Genomic DNA, 21,838 nt, shown 5'->3' with positions numbered 1-21,838 from the left:
TCAGCAGCCCGTGTAGTCGGGGTTCGCCGAGCACCATGCGCGCATCTTCTTGATGCCCTGCTGGTGCTCCTCGTACGTCTCGGAGAACTGGGTCTCACCGGTGGACATGTCGATCGTGACGAAGTACAGCCACGGGCCGTCTGCGGGGTGCATGGCCGCATCGATGGCGGCGTCGCCCGGGTTCGCGATCGGCGTCGCCGGCAGCCCGGTGATCACATACGTGTTCCACGGGTTGTCATCGTGCTGCGCGGCCTCGGAGGTGCTCGCCTTGCCGGCGTGCAGTTCTCCGTAGCCGTACTGCGCGGTCGAGTCCATCTGCAGCATCATGCCGTCGGCGACGCGGTTCGCGATGACTCGCGACACCTTGGCGAAATCGGCGGTGCGCGCCTCGCGTTCGATGATCGAAGCGATCGTGAGCACGCGCTGCGCGTCTTCGGCAGCGACGCCGGCCTTCGCCAGCGACTCTCTGGTGCGGTCGACCATCGCGGCGATCGCGTCCTGCGCGGTGGCGCCGGGATCGAACGTGTAGATGGCGGGGAACAGCCATCCTTCGAGGTTCTGTGCCGCGACGCCGTAGACGGACGGATCCTGAACGGCGGCCTGCAGCTCCTCGAGAGGTATCCCCACGCCTTCGGCGATTCGAGGCAGCGACGATACGACGGTGCTGCCCTCGGTGATGCGCACGGTGTTGGCCATGCGGTTCTCGGGGTTGCTGAGCGCCTTCAGCGCCGCCGCAGCCGTCATCTTCTGCTGCAGCTTGTACACGCCGGGATAGAAGGTGACATCGGGATCGTTCTCGATCAGGTAGTCGTAGAACACCCGGTCGGTCTTGGTGACCTTCGCCTGGAACAGCGCCGTCGACACGGGCGACCCGGTGTCACCCTTCTTGATGGTCACGAACGCCTCGCCCGTGGCGATGCCCGATTCGTAGTCCTTCGGCTCGCCCCAGCCCATGATGTCGTCGATCTGGGTCTGATACGTGTTGTAGACCCAGACCCCCGCACCCGCGATGACGCCGCCGATCACCAGCAGCACGATCAGAGCGATCAGGCAGCCCCGACCCCGACGCCGGCGGGGCCCGTGCGTTGCCGCCTCGGGGGCGAACAGCGCGTCGAGCGACTGCTGCTCCGGCTCTTCCGGTCCGCTCGCGGTACCGGTCCGTGGCTCTGCGGCAGCGCGCTCGGCCTGCGCCTGCGGCCCGGCCACGTGGTCGCCGGACATCGGCTGATCCGACATCTGCTGATCCGAAGGGCGCTGCTCCGACGGGCGTTGCTCCGAGGCTCCGCGGGCGGCGGCTTCGCGCAGTGCCCGGCGTGAGCCGGGTGCTGGCTCGTCACGCACCTCTCGTTCGGGCGACGGCGTCGACGCGGTGGGCACGTTGTCGAAGAAGTCGCCGAGTGAGTCGGATCTGCGATCGTTCGGGTCAGACATCGCGCGGGGGCTCCTGGGCAGAGGGGATCAACGCACCGGCGGGCTTTCCAGTGCTCTTCTCGGTGTCCACGGCATGCTGCAACAGCACCACTGCGGCTACTTGATCGACAATGCTACGAGACTTCTTCTGCGTTCGCCCCGACGCGCGCAGTGCGGTGTGCGCGCTGACGGTGCTGAGTCGCTCGTCGACCATCCGGATGTCGAGGCCGGAGCGGCGCTGCAGCTCTTCGGCGAAGTCGCGTGCGTCTGCGGTCGACAGCGTCTCCTCGCCGCGCATGTTCACGGGCAGACCCACCACGACCTCCAACGGCTCCCACTCGGCGATGAGCTCGAGGATGCGATCGATCGACGTCTCCGACCGCGGCACCGTCTCCACCGGCACGGCCAGCATGCCGTCGGGATCGCAGCGCGCCACGCCGATGCGCGCCTTGCCCACATCGATGCCGATGCGGGTTCCGCGGCGGAAGCCGCTCACGCTCCTCCGAGCTCCGAGACGATCGCCGAGAGCGCGGCGTCCAGAGCCGAGGCATCCGTCCCCCCGCCCTGAGCGACGTCGTCTTTCCCACCCCCGCCGCCGCCGAGCATGCCGGCGGCGATGCGCACGAGTGCACCGGCCTTGGCGCCCGCTGCGCGGGCGGCATCGTTCGTCGCAACCACGACGATCGGGCGACCGCCGACGATGCCTCCGAACGCCACGACGGCAGCGTCGGAGCCGAGACGCTCGCGAACGCTCAGAGCGAGCGTGCGGATGTCGTCGGCAGAGCCCACCTCGCCGAGCGACGCGGATGCCACGCGGTAGCCGCCGACCTGCACGGCTGCCTCGACGAGAGCCGGGACGCGCCCTTCGCGCTCCTTCGCCTCGAACTGCGCGATGCGCTTCTCGGCTGCCTTCAGATTCGCCTGCAGCTCCTCGATGCGAGCGCCGAGCTGATCGCGCGGTGCCTTCAGCGCCGAGGTCAGCTGCGATACGACCGTGCGCTCGGCGGCCAGCTCGCGGAAGGCGTCCTGCCCGACGAGAGCCTCGATGCGTCGGTTGGACGCACCCACGGACGACTCGCCGACCAGGCTCACCAGGCCGATCTCCGAGCTCGTGGTCACGTGCGTGCCTGCGCACAGCTCACGCGACCAGGGACCGCCGATGTCGACCATCCGGACCACGTCGCCGTACTTCTCGCCGAACAGCGCCATCGCGCCGGCCTCTTTGGCCTCATCGAGCGAGACGATGCGGGTGGTGACCTCGAGGGCGTCGTTCACCGCGCGGTTGGTGATCTCCTCGATCTCGGAGCGGGTCTCGAGCGACAGCGGCTGCGACCATGAGAAGTCGAAGCGCATGTAGCCCGCACGGTTGAGCGAGCCGGCCTGGGTCGCGGTCTTGCCGAGCGTGTCGCGCAGAGCTGCGTGCACGAGGTGCGTGGCCGAGTGGGCCTGCCGAGCCGCACGCCGGTTGGCGGCGTCGACCACCGTGGTCGCGCGATCGTCGACCGAGATCGTGCCGGTCGCCACATGCACGGTGTGGCTGATGAGACCAGGAACCGGACGCTGCACGTCGAGCACGTCGAGCTCGAACCCGGCGCCCACGATCGTGCCCTTGTCGGCGACCTGTCCGCCCGACTCGGCGTACAGCGTCGTCTCGGCGAGGATGACCTCGGCGATCTGGCCCTCGGTGGCGCTCTGTGCGGGTGCGCCGTCGACGATCAGTCCGAGCACACGGGATTCGGTCTGCAGGTCGGTGTAGCCGGCGAAGCCCGTCTCGCCCAGCGCACGGAACTGCCGGTACACCGAGACGTCGGCGAGCTGACGCTTGCGGTTGCGCGCGTCGGCCTTGGCGCGGTCGCGCTGCTCCTTCATGAGCGCGTCGAACGCGGGGCGATCCACGTCGAGCCCTGCCTCCTCGGCGACCTCGAGGGTGAGGTCGATCGGGAAGCCGTACGTGTCATGCAGCAGGAAGGCCTCGGAGCCGCTGAGCGTGGCCCCGCCCTTCTTCTTCGTGTCGTCCAAGGCGAGATCGAGGATCGTCGAGCCCTGGGCGAGAGTGCGACGGAAGGTCTCCTCTTCGGCGAACGCGGCCGACGAGAGCGTCGACCACTCCGTCTCGAGCACGGGGTAGGCCGACTTCATGGCATCCCTCGAGGCCGCGAAGAGCTCGGGGAACGACGGTGCGTCCACGCCCAGCAGGCGCATCGATCGCACCGTGCGACGCATCAGGCGGCGCAGGATGTACCCGCGACCCTCGTTGGATGGGCGCACGCCGTCGGAGAGCAGCATGAGCGACGAGCGCACGTGGTCGGCGATCACGCGGAACCGCACATCGTCTTCGTGGACGGCGCCGTACTTCCTGCCGGAGAGCTCGACGGCGCGATCGAGAACCGGTCGCACCTGATCGGTCTCGTACATGTTCTCGACGCCCTGCTTCAGGAAGGCGACGCGCTCGAGACCCATGCCCGTGTCGATGTTCTTCATCGGCAGCTCGCCGACGATGTCGAACTCGGTCTTGCTGCGGACGTTCTCGACGAACTCCTGCATGAACACGAGATTCCAGATCTCGAGGAACCGCGAATCATCTACGGCTGGTCCGCCGTCCTTGCCGTAGGCGGGCCCGCGGTCGAAGAAGATCTCCGAGTCGGGGCCGCCGGGGCCGGGCTGACCCGTGTTCCAGTAGTTGTCTGCGCGGCCAAGCCGCTGGATGCGCTCGGGCTTCAAGCCGATGATGTCGCGCCAGATGGATTCGGCCTCGTCGTCGGTCTCGTAGACGGTGACCCACAGGTCCTTCTCGTCGAACCCGAGCCCGCCGTCGGCCTCGGAGGAGGTGAGCAGCTCCCAGGCGTAGCGGATCGCGCCTTCCTTGAAGTAGTCCCCGAACGACCAGTTGCCGAGCATCTGGAAGAACGTGCCGTGGCGCGCGGTGCGCCCGACCTCTTCGATGTCGTTGGTGCGGATGCACTTCTGCACGTCGGCGATACGCGGATGCGGAGCGGGGACGACACCCGTGAGGTAAGGGATCATCGGCACCATGCCCGCGACGGTGAAGAGCAGCGACGGGTCGTCGCTGACCAGGGATGCCGAGGGGACGATGAGGTGGTCGTTCTTCTCGAAGTAGTCGAGGTAACGCTGCGCGATCTCCGCAGTTTTCATAGAGCTCGTGGCATTCCTTGCGTGGAAGCGCCGCGTCGGTGCGCGCGGCGGGTGGGAATCGGGTTCAGTCGTCTGCGGGGTCGGACAGGCGGGCTTCCTGCTGCCGATACGCGTCGCCGATGACGGCAGTGACCTGCGACAGACGGGCGTCGAGGTCGGCGAAGATCTCCTGTCCGCGTGGGTCCTTGTTCATGAAGTGAGCGGCGACGAAACCGCCGATCACGCCGAGCAGGAACCAGGACAGTCTCTTCATCGCTCCATCCTACGACGAGAGGCGCCGGGGAATCCCCGACGCCTCTCGTGCGGATGCTGATATCAGCGGGCTGCGTAGTACTCGACGACGAGCTGCACTTCACAGGTCACGGGGACCTCGGCGCGCTTCGGACGACGGACCAGGCGTGCCTGCAGCTTGTCGAGCTCGACCTCGAGGTAGCCCGGCACCGGGGGGAGCACCTCGGCGTGACCGCCGGCTGCTGCGACCTGGAACGGCTCGAGAGCCTCGGACTTGGCCTTGACGTGGATGAGCTGACCCGGCTTCACGCGGAACGACGGGCGGTCGACGAGCTGACCGTCGACGAGGATGTGACGGTGCACGACCAGCTGGCGAGCCTGCGCGGTGGTGCGGGCGAAGCCGGCACGCAGCACGAGGGCGTCGAGACGCATCTCGAGCAGCTCGACCAGGTTCTCACCGGTCAGGCCGTCCTTGCGGCGAGCCTCGTTGAACGCGATGCGCAGCTGCTTCTCGCGGATGCCGTACTGCTCGCGCAGACGCTGCTTCTCACGCAGGCGGACGGCGTAGTCGCTGTCGGCCTTGCGCTTGGTACGGCCGTGCTCGCCGGGAGCGTAGGGACGCTTCTCGAGGTAGCGGGCGGCCTTCGGGGTGAGCGGGATTCCCAGCGCACGGCTGAGACGGACCTTGCGGCGGTCCTGGGACTTCGTGACCACGAAGTGTTCCTTCCGTGACGTGGACGCGTCTTTCGCGCCTCACGGGCGTATCGCCTCGCTTCCTCCTTCTCGTCGCGCACGCCGGGGCGCGTCGGGAAGTGATGCAGGAGCGGAGGGATGCCCGAAAACTCTGTTTCGAGCCGGTCAATGCTAACAGATAGCCGGTCTCACTCGCTGGATGCCGGACGCAGAGACGAGGTCACGACGACGACGCCGGTGCCGTACTCCGCATCCACGTCATGTCGCAGAGTGCCGTCATCGTGGATCACCTCGACGTTCACGCGCCCGACCATGCCGTCTGCAGTGATCGAGAGGATTCCCTGCGGCGTCTCGGCCACGATGTCGTCGGCGATCTCCTGCAGCTCGGACTGCGTGCGCGTGGCCCCGCTGACGCACAGCATCCCGCCCCAGATCCGGCGCAGCTCGATCGTCCCGGCCTCGAGATCGCCGACGACGCGGACGTTGATTATGGTCAGCTCGGGTGACGAGGCGCTCTCGGCGAGCTGCTGCTCGGGTGTCGCACCGGCGCCCGCGGTGGGGACCCGCGAACGATCGTCGGCGACCGTCCGATCGTCCCGCCACGGCTCGATGGTCTCCGGGGTGAAGGTGAGCGCCTCGGAGTCGAACGTGCCGGTCAGCGCGAACTCGCCCCAGCGCACGCCGCCCGACTCGGCGTACGCTCCGCTCCACTCCGCCCAGTCCCAGCCGACCAGCGCCGGTCCGCCGCACTGCGGCGGATACGACATCGCGGCGGGCCGATGCACATCTGCCCGCCGCCGTCGCCCGACTCGATCACCGTGGCCGCGTGCGGGGTCGTCAGCAGCGGGCGCGCGGGATCGCCACCGTTCTCCGGCGGTGTTCCGCCCGGTGCGGCCGCCGATGCGCAGCCCGCCAGAATCGCGGTGCCGATCACCAGCACCAGGGCGAACAGCGCACCGGCGCGTGTGCGCAGACCGTGGATCATGACCGTCCTCCTCGACGCGGCGCTCGGCGCCCCATGAAGAAGATGTCCGCTGATACCTGATCGTCTCAGCGATCGCCGAGGATCTTCCGGATGCGCTCGAGGCGAGGCGCGATGTCGCGCTCGGCACCGAGGTTCTTCGGTTCGTAGTAGCGCCGCCCTACGAGCTCGTCGGGCAGGTACTGCTGAGGCAGGATGCCCGCGTCGCTGTCGTGCGGATAGCGGTAGCCCTTGCCGTGCCCGAGGCGCTTCGCTCCGGCGTAATGGGCATCGCGGAGGTGGATCGGCACACGGCCGAATCCGCCGGCCCGCACGTCCGCGATCGCCTGATTGATCGCCGCGTACGCGGCGTTCGACTTGGCGGTCGTCGCCAGGTAGATCGTCGCCTCGGCGAGCGGGATGCGCCCCTCTGGCATCCCGATGAAGGCGACCGCATCGGCGGCGGCCGTCGCGATCGTCAGCGCCTGCGGGTCGGCGAGACCGACGTCCTCCGCAGCGGAGATCACGAGTCGACGGGCTATGAACCGCGGGTCCTCCCCCGCCTCGATCATCCGTGCCAGATAGTGCACCGCCGCATCGGCATCCGACCCGCGGATCGACTTGATGAAGGCGCTGATCACGTCGTAGTGCTCGTCGCCCTGTCTGTCGTAGCGCAGCAGCGCCCGATCGACGGCCTGGGCGACGTCCTCATCCGTGACGACTTCCTCACCCTCCTCGTGCTTCGAGAGCGCGACGGCCGCGGCCGCCTCGAGTCCGGTGAGAGCACGGCGCCCATCCCCCGACGCGAGACGGATCAGGGCCGCCCGCGCATCATCGGACACGCTCACCGCGCCGGCCAGCCCGCGCGCGTCTTCCACGGCACGGTCGAGCAGCACGCCGATGTCGTCGTCGGTGAGGGGCTTCAGTGTCAGAAGCAGCGAACGCGAGAGCAGCGGCGAGATCACCGAGAACGACGGATTCTCGGTGGTCGCCGCGATGAGGATGACCCAGCCGTTCTCGACGCCGGGCAGCAGGGCATCCTGCTGGGCCTTCGTGAACCGGTGGATCTCATCCAGGAACAGGATCGTGGTCTGGCCGTAGAGGTCGCGCTGCGTGATCGCCTCCTGCATGACCTCCCGTACGTCCTTGACCCCGGCGGTGATCGCCGACAGCTCGACGAACCGGCGCCCCGAGGAACGGGCGATGGCCTGAGCGAGCGTGGTCTTGCCTGTGCCGGGCGGACCCCAGAGGATGATCGACACCGCGCCGGGCGCCTTGGCATCCGGATCGGCGAGGGCGACGATCGGCGACCCCGCGCGCAGCAGATGCTGCTGCCCGGCCACCTCGTCGAGCGAGACCGGCCGCATGCGCACGGCGAGCGGTGTCTGTCCCGAGAGCAGGGGCGCGGAGGTCATCCTCCCAGGCTAGTCGGGGCGAGCGACACCCGTCTTGCTCACAGCGCCGCGCGGGCGAGGTGAGAACTTGGTTCCATAGGCGTAACCACACACACGAACCTCGGAAACATCGCTGGACCACGCTGTCCTCGAGAGAGCCCGACCGGGCTCCTTTCCTAGGAGGTACTCGTGTCTTACGTCAAGCCCGCCCAACTCGTCGGCCACATGCTCGACGCCGGCGCCGCCAAGATGCAGATGTCCGCACGCGACACTCTGATCCGGGCCTTCATGGGCGCAGCCCTGCTCACCATCGGCGCGGCCTTCGCCGTGACGATCGCCACGCAGACCGGCCAGCCGCTGCTGGGCGCCGTGCTCTTCCCCGTCGGCTTCGTCATCCTCTACCTGTTCGGCTACGACCTGCTCACCGGCGTGTTCACCCTCGGTCCTCTCGCCGTCCTCGCACGGCGCCCCGGTGCCACGGTTCCTGCCATGCTCCGCAATTGGGGCCTGGTGTTCCTGGGCAACCTCTGCGGCGCGATCCTCGTCGCCGTGCTCATGGCCGCGGTCTTCACCTACGGCTTCTCAGCCGAGCCGAACGAGGTCGGCCGCGCGCTGGGCGAGATCGGCCACAGTCGCACCGTCGGATACGCCGATCACGGCCTCGCCGGCATGCTGACGCTGTTCATCCGCGGAATGCTGTGCAACTGGCTCGTGTCGACCGGCGTCGTGCTGGCGATGGCGTCGAACACCGTCGGGGGCAAGGTGATCGCCATGTGGCTGCCCATCATGCTGTTCTTCTACATGGGCTTCGAGCACTCGATCGTGAACATGTTCCTGTTCCCTTCCGGCCTGCTCATGGGCGGGGAGTTCACGCTGTGGGACTACCTGATCTGGAACGAGATCCCCACGGTCGTCGGCAACCTCGTGGGCGGACTGCTCTTCGTCGGACTCCCCCTCTATCTGACGCACGGCGGCAGCTCTGTCCGGCAGCCCGCGGAGGAGTCTCGTTCCGTCATGGTGTGAGCGCAGGTGCATTCACGGACGGGCCGACGGAGAGGCACGCGAGGTGCCTCTCCGTCGGCGCGTGTTCAGAGCCGCTCGTCGAGCGCCAGCCGGTACCCGCGTTTGACCACGGTCGTCACGGCGCGCCTGTCGCCGAGCGCCTCGCGCAGACGCGCGACCGCCATCTCGACGGCGTGCGGACTCTGGCCTCCCCGCGGCAGCACTCGCCCCAGCTCCTCCCGCGAGAGAACGCTCCCTCGGGCATCGAACAGTGCGCCGAGCACACCCGCAGATGCCGGGGACAGTGGCACGAAGCGATCACCGATCAGCGCACCACCGCTGCGCACCTCGAGCGCGCCCGCCGCTGTGGTGGCGAAGGGCGCCCCGGCCGCGAAATGCTCCACGACGCACCGCACGAGCGAACCCAGACGTCCGCGCGCGGCGACCGCCGTCCGCAGGCCGGCATCCCGGAGCGGCGCCGCGGTGATCGGACCGACGGCGGCCAGCAGCAGCCGCTGGGATTCCGCGCGCCGGCGGATCGCGGCGAGCGACCCGGCGATCTCGGCGATGCGCAGCCATTCCGCAGCGCCCGGCGCCGACGTGAACAGCAGCGCGTCCACGGCTCCGGAGGCGGCCTGCTCAGCCGAGCGGCGCACGAGGCCCGCATCCGGCGGCGGGCCCCACCTGTACACGATGAGGGGCACGACGGTCGCGCCGTGTGCGGTGAGCAGCTCGTCCAGTCCGTCGGAGCCCGCGCCGTGATGCTGCACGGCGATCCGCTCACCCTCCACGCCGCGGGCGATGAGATGCTCCGCCACCTCGGCGGACGTCTCCGTGCTCGCCACCCAGTCGGCGAAGAACCCCGCCTGCTGAATGGCTCCGTGCGCCTTCGGTCCGCGGGCGATGAATCTCGCCTGCGACAGCGCGTGGGTCAGCTGCGGGTGCAGGTCGCGCTCGTGGACGGCATCCATCCAGCCGCGGAGCCCGACCCCGGTGGTGACCACGACGGTGTCGGGCGGCTGGGCGACGAGCTCGCGCGAGCGTTCGAGGAGCAGCTCGTCATCGGCGGCGGGCAGGATGCTGAGAGCGGGCGCACGCTGCACCGTCGCGCCGCGACGTTCGAGCGCGACGGCGAGATCGCCGGCGCGACGATCGGCGACGACGACGATCGCGCATCCCGCCAGAGCGGAATCCGGCAGTCGGCCAGGCGTCACGCGGACACTGCTCCCACGGGTACCGGAGATGGCCGGACCGGTGCGAGCAGCCCGGCTCGCGCGACGTCGCCGATCACGATGACCGCGGGATTGCGCAGCCCCATCGTCCTGGCATCCGCTGCCGCACTGCCGAGGGTGGTGCGGATCGAGCGCTGCTGCCGCGTGTGGCCGTTCTCGATGAACGCCATCGGCGTGCCGGGTGCGATGCCGTGTCGCAGTGCCGTGTCGACGAGACGGGGAAGCGCGGTCACTCCCATCAGGATGACGGTCGTAACCTGGGGATCCGCGATGGCCGTGAGCGTGGTCGCGTCGATGCCCCGATGCCCGGTGGTGACGTGGAACGCGGCGGCCGTGCCGCGATGCGTGAGGGGAATGCCGAGCGCCTGCGGAACGGCGATCGCGCTGCTCGGCGCCGGGGTCACGTCGACCGGCACACCCGCCACGAGACACGCCTGCATCTCCTCCGCTCCCCTGCCGAAGACGAAGGGATCGCCTCCCTTCAGACGCACCACCCGGCGGCCGGCCGCCGCGTGCATCACGAGAAGCCTGTTGATCTCCTCCTGAGGAACCGGGTGATGACCGGGCTGCTTGCCCACGTCGATCACCAGCACGCGAGGGTCGAGTCCCTGCACGATCTCGGCTGCCGGGCCGAGCCGGTCGAACACGATCACGTCGGCTTCGGCGATGAGACGCGCCGCGCGCACCGTCATCAGATCGGCCGGACCGGGGCCGCCGCCGACGAGGTCCACTCTGCCGAGCATCGTCATCGCAGCTCCCCGAGGTGGATGAGCACGTCGCCGTCGTGCATGACCACGGGCCATACCCGCAGCGTCGCGGGCGGCCGTCCCTGGGTGGCGACGCACAGACCGGTGCGCAGGTCGAACACCTGCTTGTGCATCGGCGAAGCGACGGTGGGGGCGCCGTCGCGGGTGCCCACTATGCCGCGAGACATCACCTGCGCCCCGCTGTACGGGTCGAGGTTCGCGACCGCGTGCACCGTGCCGTCGGCGAGCAGGAAGAGCGCGATCTGCGTCTTGCCGAAGAGGGCGGCGCGCCCTCTCTCGACCTCGAGATCGGTCAGCGCGCATGCGCGGACGAGCGTGTCGAGACTGTGGGCGATGGTCATCTGCGCACCTCCAGGGTGGTTCCGGCGATCAGGATGCCGCCCGCCGTGCGCTCCGCCTCGGTGGCGGGGCGCACCTGCCCGCGCACAGGGACGTAGGCGAGCGAGGGGTCGGGGGTGTCGGCGGCGTTGACGAAGGAACTGAAGCGTCGCAGCTTCTCGGGGTCGCGCAGGGTGGCGGCCCACTCGTCCTCATAGCGATCCACGTGACGCGCCATCGCCGCGTCCAGGTCGGTACAGATGCCGAGCGCGTCGTCGAAGACGACGCTGCGGAGCCCGTCGAGACCGTCTTCGAGGTCTTCGCACCACGCTGCGGTGCGCTGCAGCCGGTCGGCCGTGCGGATGTAGTACATGAAGAACCGGTCGATGGCCTGGATGAGCCCGTCGTCGTCGAGGCCGGACGCGAACAGCTGCGCGTGGCGAGGGGAGAAGCCGCCGTTCCCGCCGACGTACATGTTCCAGCCCTGCTCGGTGGCGATCACGCCGACATCCTTGCTGCGGGCCTCCGCGCATTCTCGCGCGCATCCCGAGACGCCCAGCTTCAGCTTGTGCGGTGCGCGGAGCCCCCGATAGCGCAGCTCGAGACGCACGGCCATGCCGACCGAGTCGAGCACTCCGTAACGGCACCAGGTCGACCCGACACAGGACTTGACGGTGCGCAGCGCCTTGCCGTAGGCCTGACCGGATTCGAATCCGGCGTCGACGAGCCGCCCCCAGATCTCGGGAAGCTGCTCCAGGCGTGCGCCGAACATGTCGATGCGCTGGCCACCCGTGATCTTCGTGTACAGCCCGTACTCGTCGGCGATCCGGCCGATCGCGATGAGGCCGGCAGGGGTGACCTCGCCGCCCGGCATCCTGGGCACGACCGAGTACGTGCCGTCCTTCTGCATGTTCGCCATGACGTGGTCGTTCGTGTCCTGCAGGGTCGCGTTCTCACCCTCGAGCACGTGATCGCCGACGAGCACCGCCAGGATCCCCGCGAGTGCGGGCTTGCAGATGTCGCACCCGCGGCCGTGTCCGAAGCGCGCAATGACGGTGCTGAACGTCGTCAGCCCGGAGACGCGGACCGCGTCGAACAGCTGCCGTCGCGACATGTCGAAGTGCTCGCACAGCGCGGTCGATGCGGCGCGGCCGGTCTTGGCCAGCTCGGCTCCGACGATCTTCGAGACCATGAAGACACACGAACCGCACGTCGCACCTGCACGAGTGCAGGCCTTCACCGCCGCAGCGTCGGCGCAGCCCTCCTCGTGGACCGCGGTGCGGATGCGCCCTGCCGTGACGTCGGCGCACGAGCACACGACTGCGGCGTCGGGCAGTTCGCGCGTCGGCGTCCCGGCTTGCTCCTCCGGCATCAGATACGCGGCGGGGTCGCCACCCAGCGCGGCTCCGACGAGCGGGCGAAGTTCGCCGTAGGCGCTGGCATCGCCCACGAGGATGCCACCGAGCAGCGTCTGCGCATCATCCGAGAGCACGAGCTTCTTGTACACCCCGGCGACCGGATCGGCGTAGACCACGTCCAGAGCGTTCGGCGTGGTCGCCATCGCGTCACCGAAGCTGGCGACGTCGACCCCGGAGAGCTTGAGCTTCGTCGCGTCGTCGTATCCGGGGAAGGCCGCGGGCCGGCCGAGCAGGCCGCTCGCGGCGACCTCGGCCATCGCGTAACCAGGGGCGACGAGCCCGACGCAGCGCCCGTCGAAGCTCGCGACCTCCCCGATGGCGAGGATGCGCGGGTCGGAGGTGCGGCACGCGTCGTCGATCAGCACGCCGCCGTTCGCGTGGACCGCGATTCCCGCGGCACGTGCGAGCTCGTCACGGGGCCGCACGCCGACGGTGAAGACGACGACATCGGCGGGAAGATGTCCGCCTTGCTCGAAGTCGACCCGGCGCACCCAGCCGGAATCGTCCGATGCGATCCTCGTTGTGCGGCTGCGCGTGCGCACCTCGACGCCGCGAGCCTCGATCAGGCGCTGCAGCATGCGACCGCCCGCGTCGTCGAGCTGAGCGGACATCAGGCGGTCGGCGGACTGGATGACCGTGCACTCCACGCCCATGCCCTGCAGGGCGCCGGCGGCCTCGAGGCCGAGCAGGCCGCCACCGACCACTGCGCCTCGGAGCGGACGCCCGAGCACCGCGAACCGCTCCTGCACGTGCGTGCGCAGGGCCGTGACGTCGTCCAGTGTGCGGTACACGAAGCAGCCGGGCAGATCGTTGCCCTCTACGGGAACACGTGGTGCCGACGAGCCGGTGGCGAGCACGAGCGATTCGTACGAGTGCACGGCACCGGACACGGTGCTCACCGTTCGCGACTCACGGTCGATCCGCACCGCGGGGTCGTCGCCGAGGTAGGTGACCCGCTCATCGGCGAGGACCGCGCTGTCGAGCGCGAGGTCCTCCGCAGTCGCCCCGGAGAAGAACGACGTCAGACCCACCCGGTCGTACGGCGGATGCCCTTCTTCGCCGATGACGGTCACCGATCGCCCCGCGTCGGCGCCGCTGAGCAGACTGTCCACGAAGCGATGTGCCACCATCCCGGCGCCGATCACGAGCACCTCTGAGGCTGTGGTGTTCTGAATTGCCATCCGGCCCCCCTTCCGTCAGACCCGAAGCTACGCAACGTGTGTTTCGCGAACCCGCGGCCCTGCGTTACGCGCAGCGAACAATTCGCTCACAAACGCATAACGAAGCATGTGAGACGGCGACGGTAGGCTCGCAGGCACGACCCCGATCAGGAGGACAGCCGATGCCAGCCCGTGGTTCTCGTGACGCCCGGCTCAGAACCGAGGCGGAGCGCGCCAGACTCCACGCCGCCCGAGCGGCGTGGCACAGCAGAACGATCCGTCGGCGGCGCAGAGACACCGTCGTCGCGACCGTGGCCGGCTCGCTGATCGTCGTCGGCGCCATCGCCAGCCAGGTCGTGCACGCGCAGGTGACCGCACCCGAGCCGACCCCGGCCCCGACCTCCACCACGGCGCCGGTCGAGACCCCGTCGCCCGCCCCCTCCACGAGCCCACCGCTCAGCCCGACCCCGACGCAGTCTCCGGGTGAGTGAACTAGGCTGAGCAACGTCCTTTCCCCCTCCCGCGGAGCGACCGCGCAAGGAGAACATCGTGTCTGACAACGACGCCCCCACGCCCACCCCTCCTGTTCCCGGCCCGCCCGTTCCGGCGCCGCCGCGCAAGCCGATGCCCGCCGCGGCACCGGCTGCAGCAGCCGCCCCCGCCGTCGCGCCGGTCGCCTCCGACGCCGCCGAATGGGGTCGCGTCACCGAGGACGGCACGGTCGAGGTGCGCGAAGGAGACGCCTGGCGTCCTGTCGGTCAGTACCCGGACGGCACCGCTGAGGAGGCCCTGGCTTACTACGCCCGCAAGTACGACGATCTCGCCGTCAAGCTCGGCACGCTCGAGACCCGCGCGCAGAGCGGCGGCGCATCGGCATCCGACCTGACCAAGCAGGCCACGCACCTCAAGGGCGAGGCCACCGACGCCGCCGCCGTGGGCGATCTGGTGTCGCTCCGCGAGCGCATCGAGACGCTGCTCGCCTCGCTCGCCGATGCGGCGGCACGCGAGGCCGCGGCCGCCAAGGAGGCACTGGACGCCGCCATCGCCGAGCGCACCGCGATCGTCGAGAAGGCCGAGGCGGTCGCCGGTCGCGACCTGTCGAAGGTGCAGTGGAAGCAGGTCACCGCGGAGATGACCGAGCTCTTCGACGCCTGGCAGGCGCACCAGCAGAATGCGCCCCGCCTGCCGAAGGGTGTCGCGCAGCAGCTCTGGAAGCGCTTCCGCGACGCGCGCACGACGGTCGACAAGGCGCGCCGCGCGTTCTTCTCCGAGCTCGACGACGCGCACCGCACCGCTCGTGACGCCAAGACCCGTCTCGTCGAGCGGGCCGAGGCGCTCGCCCCGCGTGGCGTCGACGGCATCCCCGCGTACCGCGACCTCCTCGACGCCTGGAAGGCATCGGGGCGGGCGGGCCGCAAGGCCGATGACGCACTGTGGGCGCGGTTCAAGGCGGCAGGTGACGCACTGTACTCGGCACGCGCCGAGCAGGCCGCCGCCGAGGAGGCCGACTCCGCACCGAAGATCGAGGCCCGCGAGGCGCTGCTCGAAGAGGCGAAGGCCGTCGCCGACGAGCCGAACCTCAAGCGCGCTCGTGCCCTGCTCACGCGCATCCAGCGGCAGTGGGACGAGGTCGGTCGCATCTTCCCGCGCGAGAAGGAGCGGGCGCTCGATGACCGCATGCGGTCGATCGAGCAGGCGCTCAAGTCGCGTGAGGACGTCGACTGGAAGAAGAACAACCCCGAGACGAAGGCCCGCGCGAACGACATGAGCTCGCAGCTGCTCGAGGCCATCGAGAAGCTCGAGGCGGAGCTCGCAGCCGCGGAGGAGTCCGGCGACAAGCGGGCCGTCAAGGAGGCCACCGAGGCGCTCGCCGCGCGTCGCTCCTGGCTGAGCGCCCTGGGCGGCTGAACCGCGCAGCCGACCCGGCGTCGGCCGTTATCCACAGTATGAGCCGCGGCGCCCCTCTGACGGGCGCCGCGGCTCATACTGTTCAGCGTGCATCGCGCTTTGTTCTACCGTCCGGGTGATCGGCTGACCCTGCCTGAGCTGAGCGCCGCACGACTCGATGGCGATGTCGTCGAGGTCGGCGAGGGGTACATGCCTGCGGACACGATCGAGGGGGCCGGCGCGCGGGCACTGAGTCTGTCGCCCCTCGTCCCCACGGGAACCGCGGTGAGCGGAGCGAGCGCGGCCTGGGTGCACGGAGCCGGCGACGCTCCCCCGCGCGTGCATCACCTGTCGCGGATCAGTGCCAGCCGTCAGCGCGTGAGTCCGTCGACACGCGTGGTGCACCACGAGAGACGTCTGGCCGCCGATGAGGTGGAGGTGGTCGGGGGCGTCTGGGTGCAGACGCCGGAGGCGGCCGCGGTGGCGCTGCTGTTCAGCTCGGCGCGCTCGCCGGAGGACGAGTGCTGGCTGCATGCGCTGGTCCGCCTGCGCCCCGGCCTGGCCGACGCGGTTCGTGAACGCGTGCTGCCGCTGGGCAGGCGTCCCGGCGCCGCCCACGCCAGACGGATGCTCGAGAGCTGGCGAGTCAGGATGTCGTGACGCGGTACACGTCGTAGACCGCGTCGATGCGTCGCACCGCGTTGAGCACGCGGTCCAGGTGCACCGAGTCGCCCATCTCGAAGACGAATCTGCTGAGCGCGAGACGCTCGTCTGTGGTCGAGACGGTCGCCGAGAGGATGTTCACGTGGTGCTCGCTGAGCACGCGCGTCACGTCCGAGAGCAGTCCCGAGCGGTCGAGCGCCTCGACCTGGATCTGCACGCGGAACACGCTCTTGGTCGTCGGCGCCCATTCGACGTCGATGAAGCGCTCGGGGTCCGATCCGAGGGCCTTGACGTTGACGCAGTCCTGCCGGTGCACCGAGACGCCGCTGCCGCGGGTGACGAACCCGACGATGGGATCGCCCGGAACCGGCGTGCAGCAGCGTGCCAGCTTGACGAGGATGTCCGACGCGCCGCGCACCAGCACGCCGGAGTCGCTCGTGCGCGGCTCGCGCGCTGCGGCGCGACCGGGCAGCTCGATGGCGCCCGTGCTGGTGTCCTCATCGGCTGCGACGAGAGCGGTGACCTTCTCGAGCACCGACTGCGTGGAGACATGCCCTTCGCCTACCGCGGCGTACAGGCCGGAGACGTCCTCGTAGCGCAGCTGCCGGGCGACCTCGGCGAACGACTCCTGGTTCATGAGCCGCTGCAGGGGCAGGTTCTGCTTGCGCATCGCCCTGGCGATCGACTCCTTGCCCTGCTCGATCGCCTCTTCGCGGCGCTCCTTCGTGAACCATCCCCGGATCTTGTTGCGCGCGCGAGTGCTCTTGACGAAGCTCAGCCAGTCCTGGCTCGGGCCGGCATCGGGGTTCTTCGAGGTGAAGACCTCGACGACGTCGCCGCTCTTCAGCTCGGTCTCCAGCGGCACGAGCCGTCCGTTGACCTTGGCGCCCATCGTGCGGTGCCCGATCTCGGTGTGCACCGCGTAGGCGAAGTCGACGGTCGTCGCCCCGGTGGGCAGCCCGATGACGCGCCCCTTCGGGGTGAAGACGTAGACCTCCTTCGCGCCGATCTCGAAGCGCAGCGAGTCGAGGAATTCGCTGGGGTCGGCCGTCTCGGCCTGCCAGTCGGAGATGTGCGCGAGCCAGGCCATGTCGGCGTCGGCGGCGCGGGCATCCACCTTGCCGCCGTTCATCCGCTCCTTGTACATCCAGTGCGCCGCGACGCCGAACTCGGCCTGCTGGTGCATCTCGTGCGTGCGGATCTGGATCTCCACCGTGCGGCCGGACGGGCCGATGACGGTCGTGTGCAGCGACTGGTACAGGTTGAACTTCGGTGTCGCGATGTAGTCCTTGAACCGGCCGGGCAGCGGTGTCCACCTTGCGTGGATCGCTCCGAGCACCGCGTAGCAGTCGCGCACCGAGCTCACCAGCACGCGGATGCCGATCAGGTCGTAGATGTCGTCGAACTCGCGGCCCCGCACGACCATCTTCTGGTACACCGAGTACAGCTGCTTGGGGCGGCCGACCACCTTGCCGCGGATGCGCAGTTCGCGAAGGTCCTCGTTGATCGACTCGACGACGCTCTGCAGGTACTTCTCGCGCTGCGGGGTGCGCTGCGCGATGAGGCTGTTGATCTCGGCGTAGATCTTCGGGTGCAGCACCGCGAACGAGAGATCCTCGAGTTCGGACTTGATGGTCTGGATGCCGAGCCGGTGCGCGAGCGGCGCGTAGATCTCGAGCGTCTCCTTGGCCTTGCGCGCCGACTTCTCGGGAGGCACGAAGCCCCAGGTGCGCGCGTTGTGCAGCCGGTCGGCGAGCTTGATCAGCAGCACACGGATGTCTTTCGACATCGCCACGATCATCTTGCGGACGGTCTCGGCCTGCGCGCTCTCGCCGTACTTGACCTTGTCGAGCTTGGTGACGCCGTCGACCAGCATGGCGACCTCGTCGCCGAACTCTGCCGTCAGCTCGGTGAGCGCATAGCCGGTGTCCTCGACCGTGTCGTGCAGCAGGGCCGCGGCGATGGCGCGCGGACCGAGGCCGAGCTCGGCCAGGATCTGCGCCACGGCGAGCGGATGCGTGATGTACGGCTCGCCGCTCTGGCGGAACTGGCCCTCGTGCTTCTCCTTGGCGACCCGGTAGGCACGCTCGATGACGGGCAGGTCGCCGCGCGGATGGTTCGCGCGGACGGTGCGGATGAGGTTGTCGAGGTCGTTGACCCTGGGGGCTCGCGAGAAGATGCGCGGCACCAGCCGGCGCAGGCTCGACACCTGCGTAGTCGCCTGAGGATCCGCCATCTTCTGCTCCCGTTCCCGATCAGATCATCCTACGCGCGGCCGGGGTCCTCCCCGACCGCGCGGCGGGATCACACCGTGGCGACGGCGCGCTCGCGCGCCTCGTGCACCTTGGCATCGTGCGTGATGATCTCGGGCTCCTTCTCGCGGAACAGCGAGTAGAGGGGCGCAGCGACGAAGAGCGTCGAGTAGGTGGCCACGATGATGCCGACGAAGATCGACAGCGAGATGTCGGTGAGGGTCTCGGCGCCGAACCACAGCGAGCCGATGAACAGGATCGCACCGACCGGCAGAGCGGCGACGACCGAGGTGTTGATCGAGCGGATCAGCGTCTGGTTCACCGCCAGGTTCACGGACTCCCCGAACGTGCGCGTCGTCTGGTTGACGTCTTCCGTCGTGTTCTCGCGGATCTTGTCGAACACGACCGTGGTGTCGTACAGCGAGTACGCGAGGATCGTGAGGAAGCCGATCACCGCCGCAGGCGAGATCTCGAACCCGGCGAGGGCGTACACGCCCACGGTGATGAGCAGCACGTCGAGCAGACCGATGATGGCGGCCGCCGACATCTTCCAGGTGCGGAAGTAGATCGCGAGGATGAGGAAGGTCAGGGCGAGGAAGATCGCAAGGCCCCACAGCGACTGACGGGTGACGTTCTCGCCCCAGGCCGGTCCGATGAACGAGTCGGTGATCTCGTCGGCCTGCACGTCGTACGCATCAGCGAGCGCCGCCTTGACCTCCTGAGTCTCGTTCGGCGTCATCTGGTCGGTCTGCACGCGCACGTCGCGGTTGTTGACCGTGACGACCTTGGCGGCCGCGTTCGGGACGACCGAGCGCACGGCATCGGTAGCAAGCGCCTGATCGGTCGACGCAGGCGCCGACACGACGAACTGCGATCCGCCGGTGAACTCGATCGAGAACTGCACGGGGCGCACGAGCGGCACGAGGGCCGAGCCGACGACCAGCAGGATCGCGATGACGAACCACAGGCGCCGCTTCCCGACGAACGGGAACGAGGTCTTGCCCGAGTACAGGTTGTTGCCGAACTCATTCATGGAGAACATCAGGCGTCGGAGTCCTTTCCGGCATCCTTGGATCCCGCGAGAGCCTCAGCGCGCTTGCGCTCGGCGATGGTCTGCCGTCTCTCGGCCTCGCCGCGTGCGCCCTTGTTGCGTGCGGCGCGCCCCGACGAGCCGGTGCGCACGTCACGGAACTGCGCGCGACCGCGGTAGACCGCGCCGAGGGCGTCCGGGTCGAGACCCGACAGCTTGTGCCCGCCGCCGAAGAAGCGGGTCCGCGCGAGCAGCTGCATGACCGGGTGGGTGAAGATCACGAAGATGAACACGTCGATGAGCGTCGTGAGCCCCAGGGTGAACGCGAAGCCCTTCACCGTCGCGTCGGCCAGCACGTACAGCACGACGGCGGCGAGGACGTTGATGGACTTCGAGATGTAGATCGTGCGCTTCGCTCGTCCCCAGCCGTCTTCGACGGCGGCGACGATCGACTTTCCGTCTCGCAGCTCGTCGCGGATGCGCTCGAAGTACACGATGAACGAGTCCGCAGTGAATCCGATCGACACGATCAGACCCGCGACTCCCGCGAGCGAGAGCCGGAAGCCCATCCGCCAGGCGAGGATGGCGATGACGATGTAGGTCAGAACGCCCATCACGCCGATGGATGCCATGATCACCCAGCCGAGAGCGCGATAGGTGATCAGCGAGTAGAGCGCCACGAGCCCAAGGCCGATGAGGCCGGTGATCAGGCCGATCTCGAGCTGCTGCGAACCGAGGGTGGCCGAGATGGTGTCGGAGCTCTCGACGGTGAAGCTCAGCGGCAGCGCTCCGTAGCGCAGCTGGTCGGCGAGGGCCTTCGCGCTCTCCTGCGTGAAGTTGCCGGAGATGCTCGGCTTGCCGTTGAGGATGACCGCCTGCATGGTGGGCGCGGAGAGCACCTTGCCGTCGAGCACGAACGCGAACTTGTCGCGCGGCGACTGCTGCGCGAGACGGTTGGCGTTCAGTCGCTGGCTGACCTTGCCGAAGATCTCGGTGCCCTTGGCATCGAAGACCAGGTTGACCGTCCAGCGACCGCTCTGCTGCTCGCGGCCGGCGGAGGCGTCGTCGATGACCGTGCCGTCGAGCTCGACGGGTCCGAGAAGGTACTTGGCGCTGCCGTTCTCCTCGCAGGCGATCAGCGGCTCGTCCTCGGGGGCGTTGGAGGCGACTTCGGCAGAGCAGTCGTATGCCCGCAGCTCAGCCATTCGCCGGTCGGTCGCCCAGTTCGGGTCGGAAGCATCGGTCGGCTCCGCGGTAGGAGTCGCGTTCACCGAGTCGTCCGGCGTCGGGTAGGGCGTCTCCTGCCCGTCCTCGCCGACGAACGACGTCGCGGGGTCGGTGGCGAGGATCACCGGACGCAGCTCGAGCTTCGCGCTGGCCTGGATCCGATCGCGCGTCGCCTGGTCGGCGGCGCCGGGGATCTGGACGACGATGTTGCGGCCGCCCTCGGTCGTGATGTCCGCCTCGGCCACGCCGGACGCGTCGACGCGCTGGCGGATGATCGCAGCGGCCTGGTTGAGCTGGTCCTCGGTGGGGGCGGCACCATCGGGCGACTCGGCGCCGAGGATGATCTGCGTGCCACCCTGCAGGTCGAGTGCGAGCTCAGGAGCCCAGGAGCTCGCCGGCTCACCGGCATCCGTCTTGAAGACGTACACGCCGAGCGCGTTGATGCCGAACAGCACCGCCGTGACGATGAGCAGGCCGAGGAGGACCCGCCACGCGTGGCGAGTCGGGGATGATGATGCCACTGAGTTCCGCTTTCGAGTGAGGTGCCGGAGCCTGAGCGTCAGTTCTCGTCGTTGCGCTCGAGGCGCGCCTTGGTCTCTTCCGGGGTCTCGACCTTGATCGACTCGATGTCGTCGGTGCGCTCCCGGGCGGGCGCCGCGTCGACGTCCGTCGCGGGCGCGTCGACGATGACGTCGCTGTCCGGAGCATCGACGACCACGTCGCCCTCGGGCGTCTCCTCGACGAGGCGGAGGATGGCCTGGCTGTGCACCTCGATGACCACGCCGGGCGCGATCTCGATCTGAGCCGGCTTGTCGAGGTCGACCGGGTCGTACGAGACGACGGTGCCGTACAGGCCGCCCTGCAGCAGCACCTTGACGCCGGGAACCGTCTTGGTGGCCTTCTCCTCCTGCTGCTCCTTCATCTGCTTCTGGCGCTTGCGGGTGTTCACGAACATGAACACGAGCATCACGCCGAGAAGACCGAAGAGGATGATTTCCATGGGGATGGGCCTTTCGAAGAGCGCACGCCGATGAGCGCAC

Annotated in this window: 19 protein-coding genes; 4 read left to right on the top strand and 15 right to left on the bottom strand. The window is 69.0% G+C overall.

Annotated features, from left to right (window positions below):
• The 7 genes from mltG to PGB26_RS10700 form a co-directional block, all read right to left on the bottom strand.
• Nucleotides 1–1,431, bottom strand: coding sequence for an endolytic transglycosylase MltG (mltG, locus tag PGB26_RS10730; RefSeq protein WP_271637597.1), 1,431 nt, complete (start codon nucleotides 1,429–1,431; stop codon nucleotides 1–3).
• Nucleotides 1,424–1,906, bottom strand: coding sequence for a Holliday junction resolvase RuvX (gene ruvX, locus PGB26_RS10725; protein ID WP_271637596.1), 483 nt, complete (start codon nucleotides 1,904–1,906; stop codon nucleotides 1,424–1,426). Before ruvX ends, mltG begins: the two co-directional genes overlap by 8 nt.
• Nucleotides 1,903–4,563: an alanine--tRNA ligase gene (alaS, locus tag PGB26_RS10720; RefSeq protein WP_271637595.1), complete on the bottom strand. Its 2,661-nt coding sequence runs from the start codon at nucleotides 4,561–4,563 to the stop codon at nucleotides 1,903–1,905. The genes ruvX and alaS overlap by 4 nt, the downstream gene beginning before the upstream one ends.
• A 64-nt stretch (nucleotides 4,564–4,627) precedes the next feature.
• Entirely contained in the window at nucleotides 4,628–4,816 is a 189-nt protein-coding gene (locus PGB26_RS10715) for a hypothetical protein (RefSeq protein WP_271637594.1), read from the bottom strand.
• Between the two features lie 62 nt (nucleotides 4,817–4,878).
• Complete coding sequence (rpsD, locus tag PGB26_RS10710) at nucleotides 4,879–5,508, bottom strand: 30S ribosomal protein S4 (RefSeq protein ID WP_099196950.1); 630 nt, start codon at nucleotides 5,506–5,508, stop codon at nucleotides 4,879–4,881.
• A 167-nt stretch (nucleotides 5,509–5,675) separates the two neighbouring features.
• Nucleotides 5,676–6,254, bottom strand: a complete 579-nt coding sequence (locus tag PGB26_RS10705) for a hypothetical protein (protein WP_271637593.1) — start codon at nucleotides 6,252–6,254, stop codon at nucleotides 5,676–5,678.
• A 283-nt stretch (nucleotides 6,255–6,537) separates the two neighbouring features.
• Nucleotides 6,538–7,863, bottom strand: a complete 1,326-nt coding sequence (locus PGB26_RS10700) for a replication-associated recombination protein A (RefSeq protein ID WP_271637592.1) — start codon at nucleotides 7,861–7,863, stop codon at nucleotides 6,538–6,540.
• A 168-nt stretch (nucleotides 7,864–8,031) separates the two neighbouring features.
• On the opposite strand from PGB26_RS10700, the gene PGB26_RS10695 reads away from it, so the two are divergent.
• Nucleotides 8,032–8,865 carry a formate/nitrite transporter family protein gene (locus PGB26_RS10695; RefSeq protein WP_099196114.1) on the top strand — a complete coding sequence of 278 codons (834 nt, stop codon included), beginning with the start codon at nucleotides 8,032–8,034 and terminating at the stop codon, nucleotides 8,863–8,865.
• A gap of 65 nt (nucleotides 8,866–8,930) precedes the next feature.
• Here the strand turns inward: PGB26_RS10695 and PGB26_RS10690 are convergent, their stop codons facing one another.
• The 4 genes from PGB26_RS10690 to nirB are packed head-to-tail and all read right to left on the bottom strand — an operon-like array spanning nucleotide 8,931 to nucleotide 13,760.
• Nucleotides 8,931–10,058, bottom strand: coding sequence for a uroporphyrinogen-III synthase (locus PGB26_RS10690; RefSeq protein ID WP_271637591.1), 1,128 nt, complete (start codon nucleotides 10,056–10,058; stop codon nucleotides 8,931–8,933).
• Entirely contained in the window at nucleotides 10,055–10,825 is a 771-nt protein-coding gene (gene cobA, locus PGB26_RS10685; RefSeq protein ID WP_071643689.1) for a uroporphyrinogen-III C-methyltransferase, read from the bottom strand. The genes PGB26_RS10690 and cobA overlap by 4 nt, the downstream gene beginning before the upstream one ends.
• The gene (nirD, locus tag PGB26_RS10680; protein WP_071643690.1) at nucleotides 10,822–11,184 is read right to left on the bottom strand and encodes a nitrite reductase small subunit NirD; all 363 of its coding nucleotides are present in this window, start codon (nucleotides 11,182–11,184) and stop codon (nucleotides 10,822–10,824) included. The genes cobA and nirD overlap by 4 nt, the downstream gene beginning before the upstream one ends.
• On the bottom strand, nucleotides 11,181–13,760 hold the full coding sequence (gene nirB, locus PGB26_RS10675) for a nitrite reductase large subunit NirB (RefSeq protein WP_271637590.1): 2,580 nt from the start codon (nucleotides 13,758–13,760) through the stop codon (nucleotides 11,181–11,183). Before nirB ends, nirD begins: the two co-directional genes overlap by 4 nt.
• Nucleotides 13,761–13,921: 161 nt before the next feature.
• Here nirB and PGB26_RS10670 point away from each other — a divergent pair, with 161 nt between their 5' ends.
• The 3 genes from PGB26_RS10670 (at nucleotide 13,922) to PGB26_RS10660 (ending at nucleotide 16,286) form a co-directional block, all read left to right on the top strand.
• Nucleotides 13,922–14,230, top strand: a complete 309-nt coding sequence (locus PGB26_RS10670; RefSeq protein ID WP_271637589.1) for a hypothetical protein — start codon at nucleotides 13,922–13,924, stop codon at nucleotides 14,228–14,230.
• A 58-nt stretch (nucleotides 14,231–14,288) separates the two neighbouring features.
• Entirely contained in the window at nucleotides 14,289–15,647 is a 1,359-nt protein-coding gene (locus PGB26_RS10665; protein ID WP_271637588.1) for a DUF349 domain-containing protein, read from the top strand.
• 87 nt (nucleotides 15,648–15,734) lie between these two features.
• Nucleotides 15,735–16,286: an SAM-dependent methyltransferase gene (locus tag PGB26_RS10660; protein ID WP_271637587.1), complete on the top strand. Its 552-nt coding sequence runs from the start codon at nucleotides 15,735–15,737 to the stop codon at nucleotides 16,284–16,286.
• Here the strand turns inward: PGB26_RS10660 and PGB26_RS10655 are convergent.
• From PGB26_RS10655 to PGB26_RS10640, 4 genes are all read right to left on the bottom strand, one after another.
• A complete protein-coding gene (locus tag PGB26_RS10655) occupies nucleotides 16,273–18,525 on the bottom strand; it encodes a RelA/SpoT family protein (protein ID WP_271637586.1) in 2,253 nt (750 codons plus the stop codon). The two genes, PGB26_RS10660 and PGB26_RS10655, sit on opposite strands and share 14 nt — an antisense overlap.
• A 68-nt stretch (nucleotides 18,526–18,593) precedes the next feature.
• On the bottom strand, nucleotides 18,594–19,583 hold the full coding sequence (secF, locus tag PGB26_RS10650) for a protein translocase subunit SecF (RefSeq protein WP_271637585.1): 990 nt from the start codon (nucleotides 19,581–19,583) through the stop codon (nucleotides 18,594–18,596).
• Nucleotides 19,583–21,319: a protein translocase subunit SecD gene (gene secD / locus PGB26_RS10645; protein ID WP_271637584.1), complete on the bottom strand. Its 1,737-nt coding sequence runs from the start codon at nucleotides 21,317–21,319 to the stop codon at nucleotides 19,583–19,585. Before secD ends, secF begins: the two co-directional genes overlap by 1 nt.
• Nucleotides 21,320–21,357: 38 nt before the next feature.
• Nucleotides 21,358–21,798: a preprotein translocase subunit YajC gene (locus tag PGB26_RS10640; protein ID WP_271637583.1), complete on the bottom strand. Its 441-nt coding sequence runs from the start codon at nucleotides 21,796–21,798 to the stop codon at nucleotides 21,358–21,360.
• Nucleotides 21,799–21,838 lie beyond the last annotated feature (40 nt).

Source organism: Microbacterium sp. nov. GSS16 (assembly GCF_028198145.1).
In the GTDB taxonomy this organism is placed as follows: Bacteria; Actinomycetota; Actinomycetes; order Actinomycetales; family Microbacteriaceae; genus Microbacterium.
Note: the sequence above shows the minus strand (reverse complement) of the source record. Positions and strands in the feature narration are given on the sequence as shown.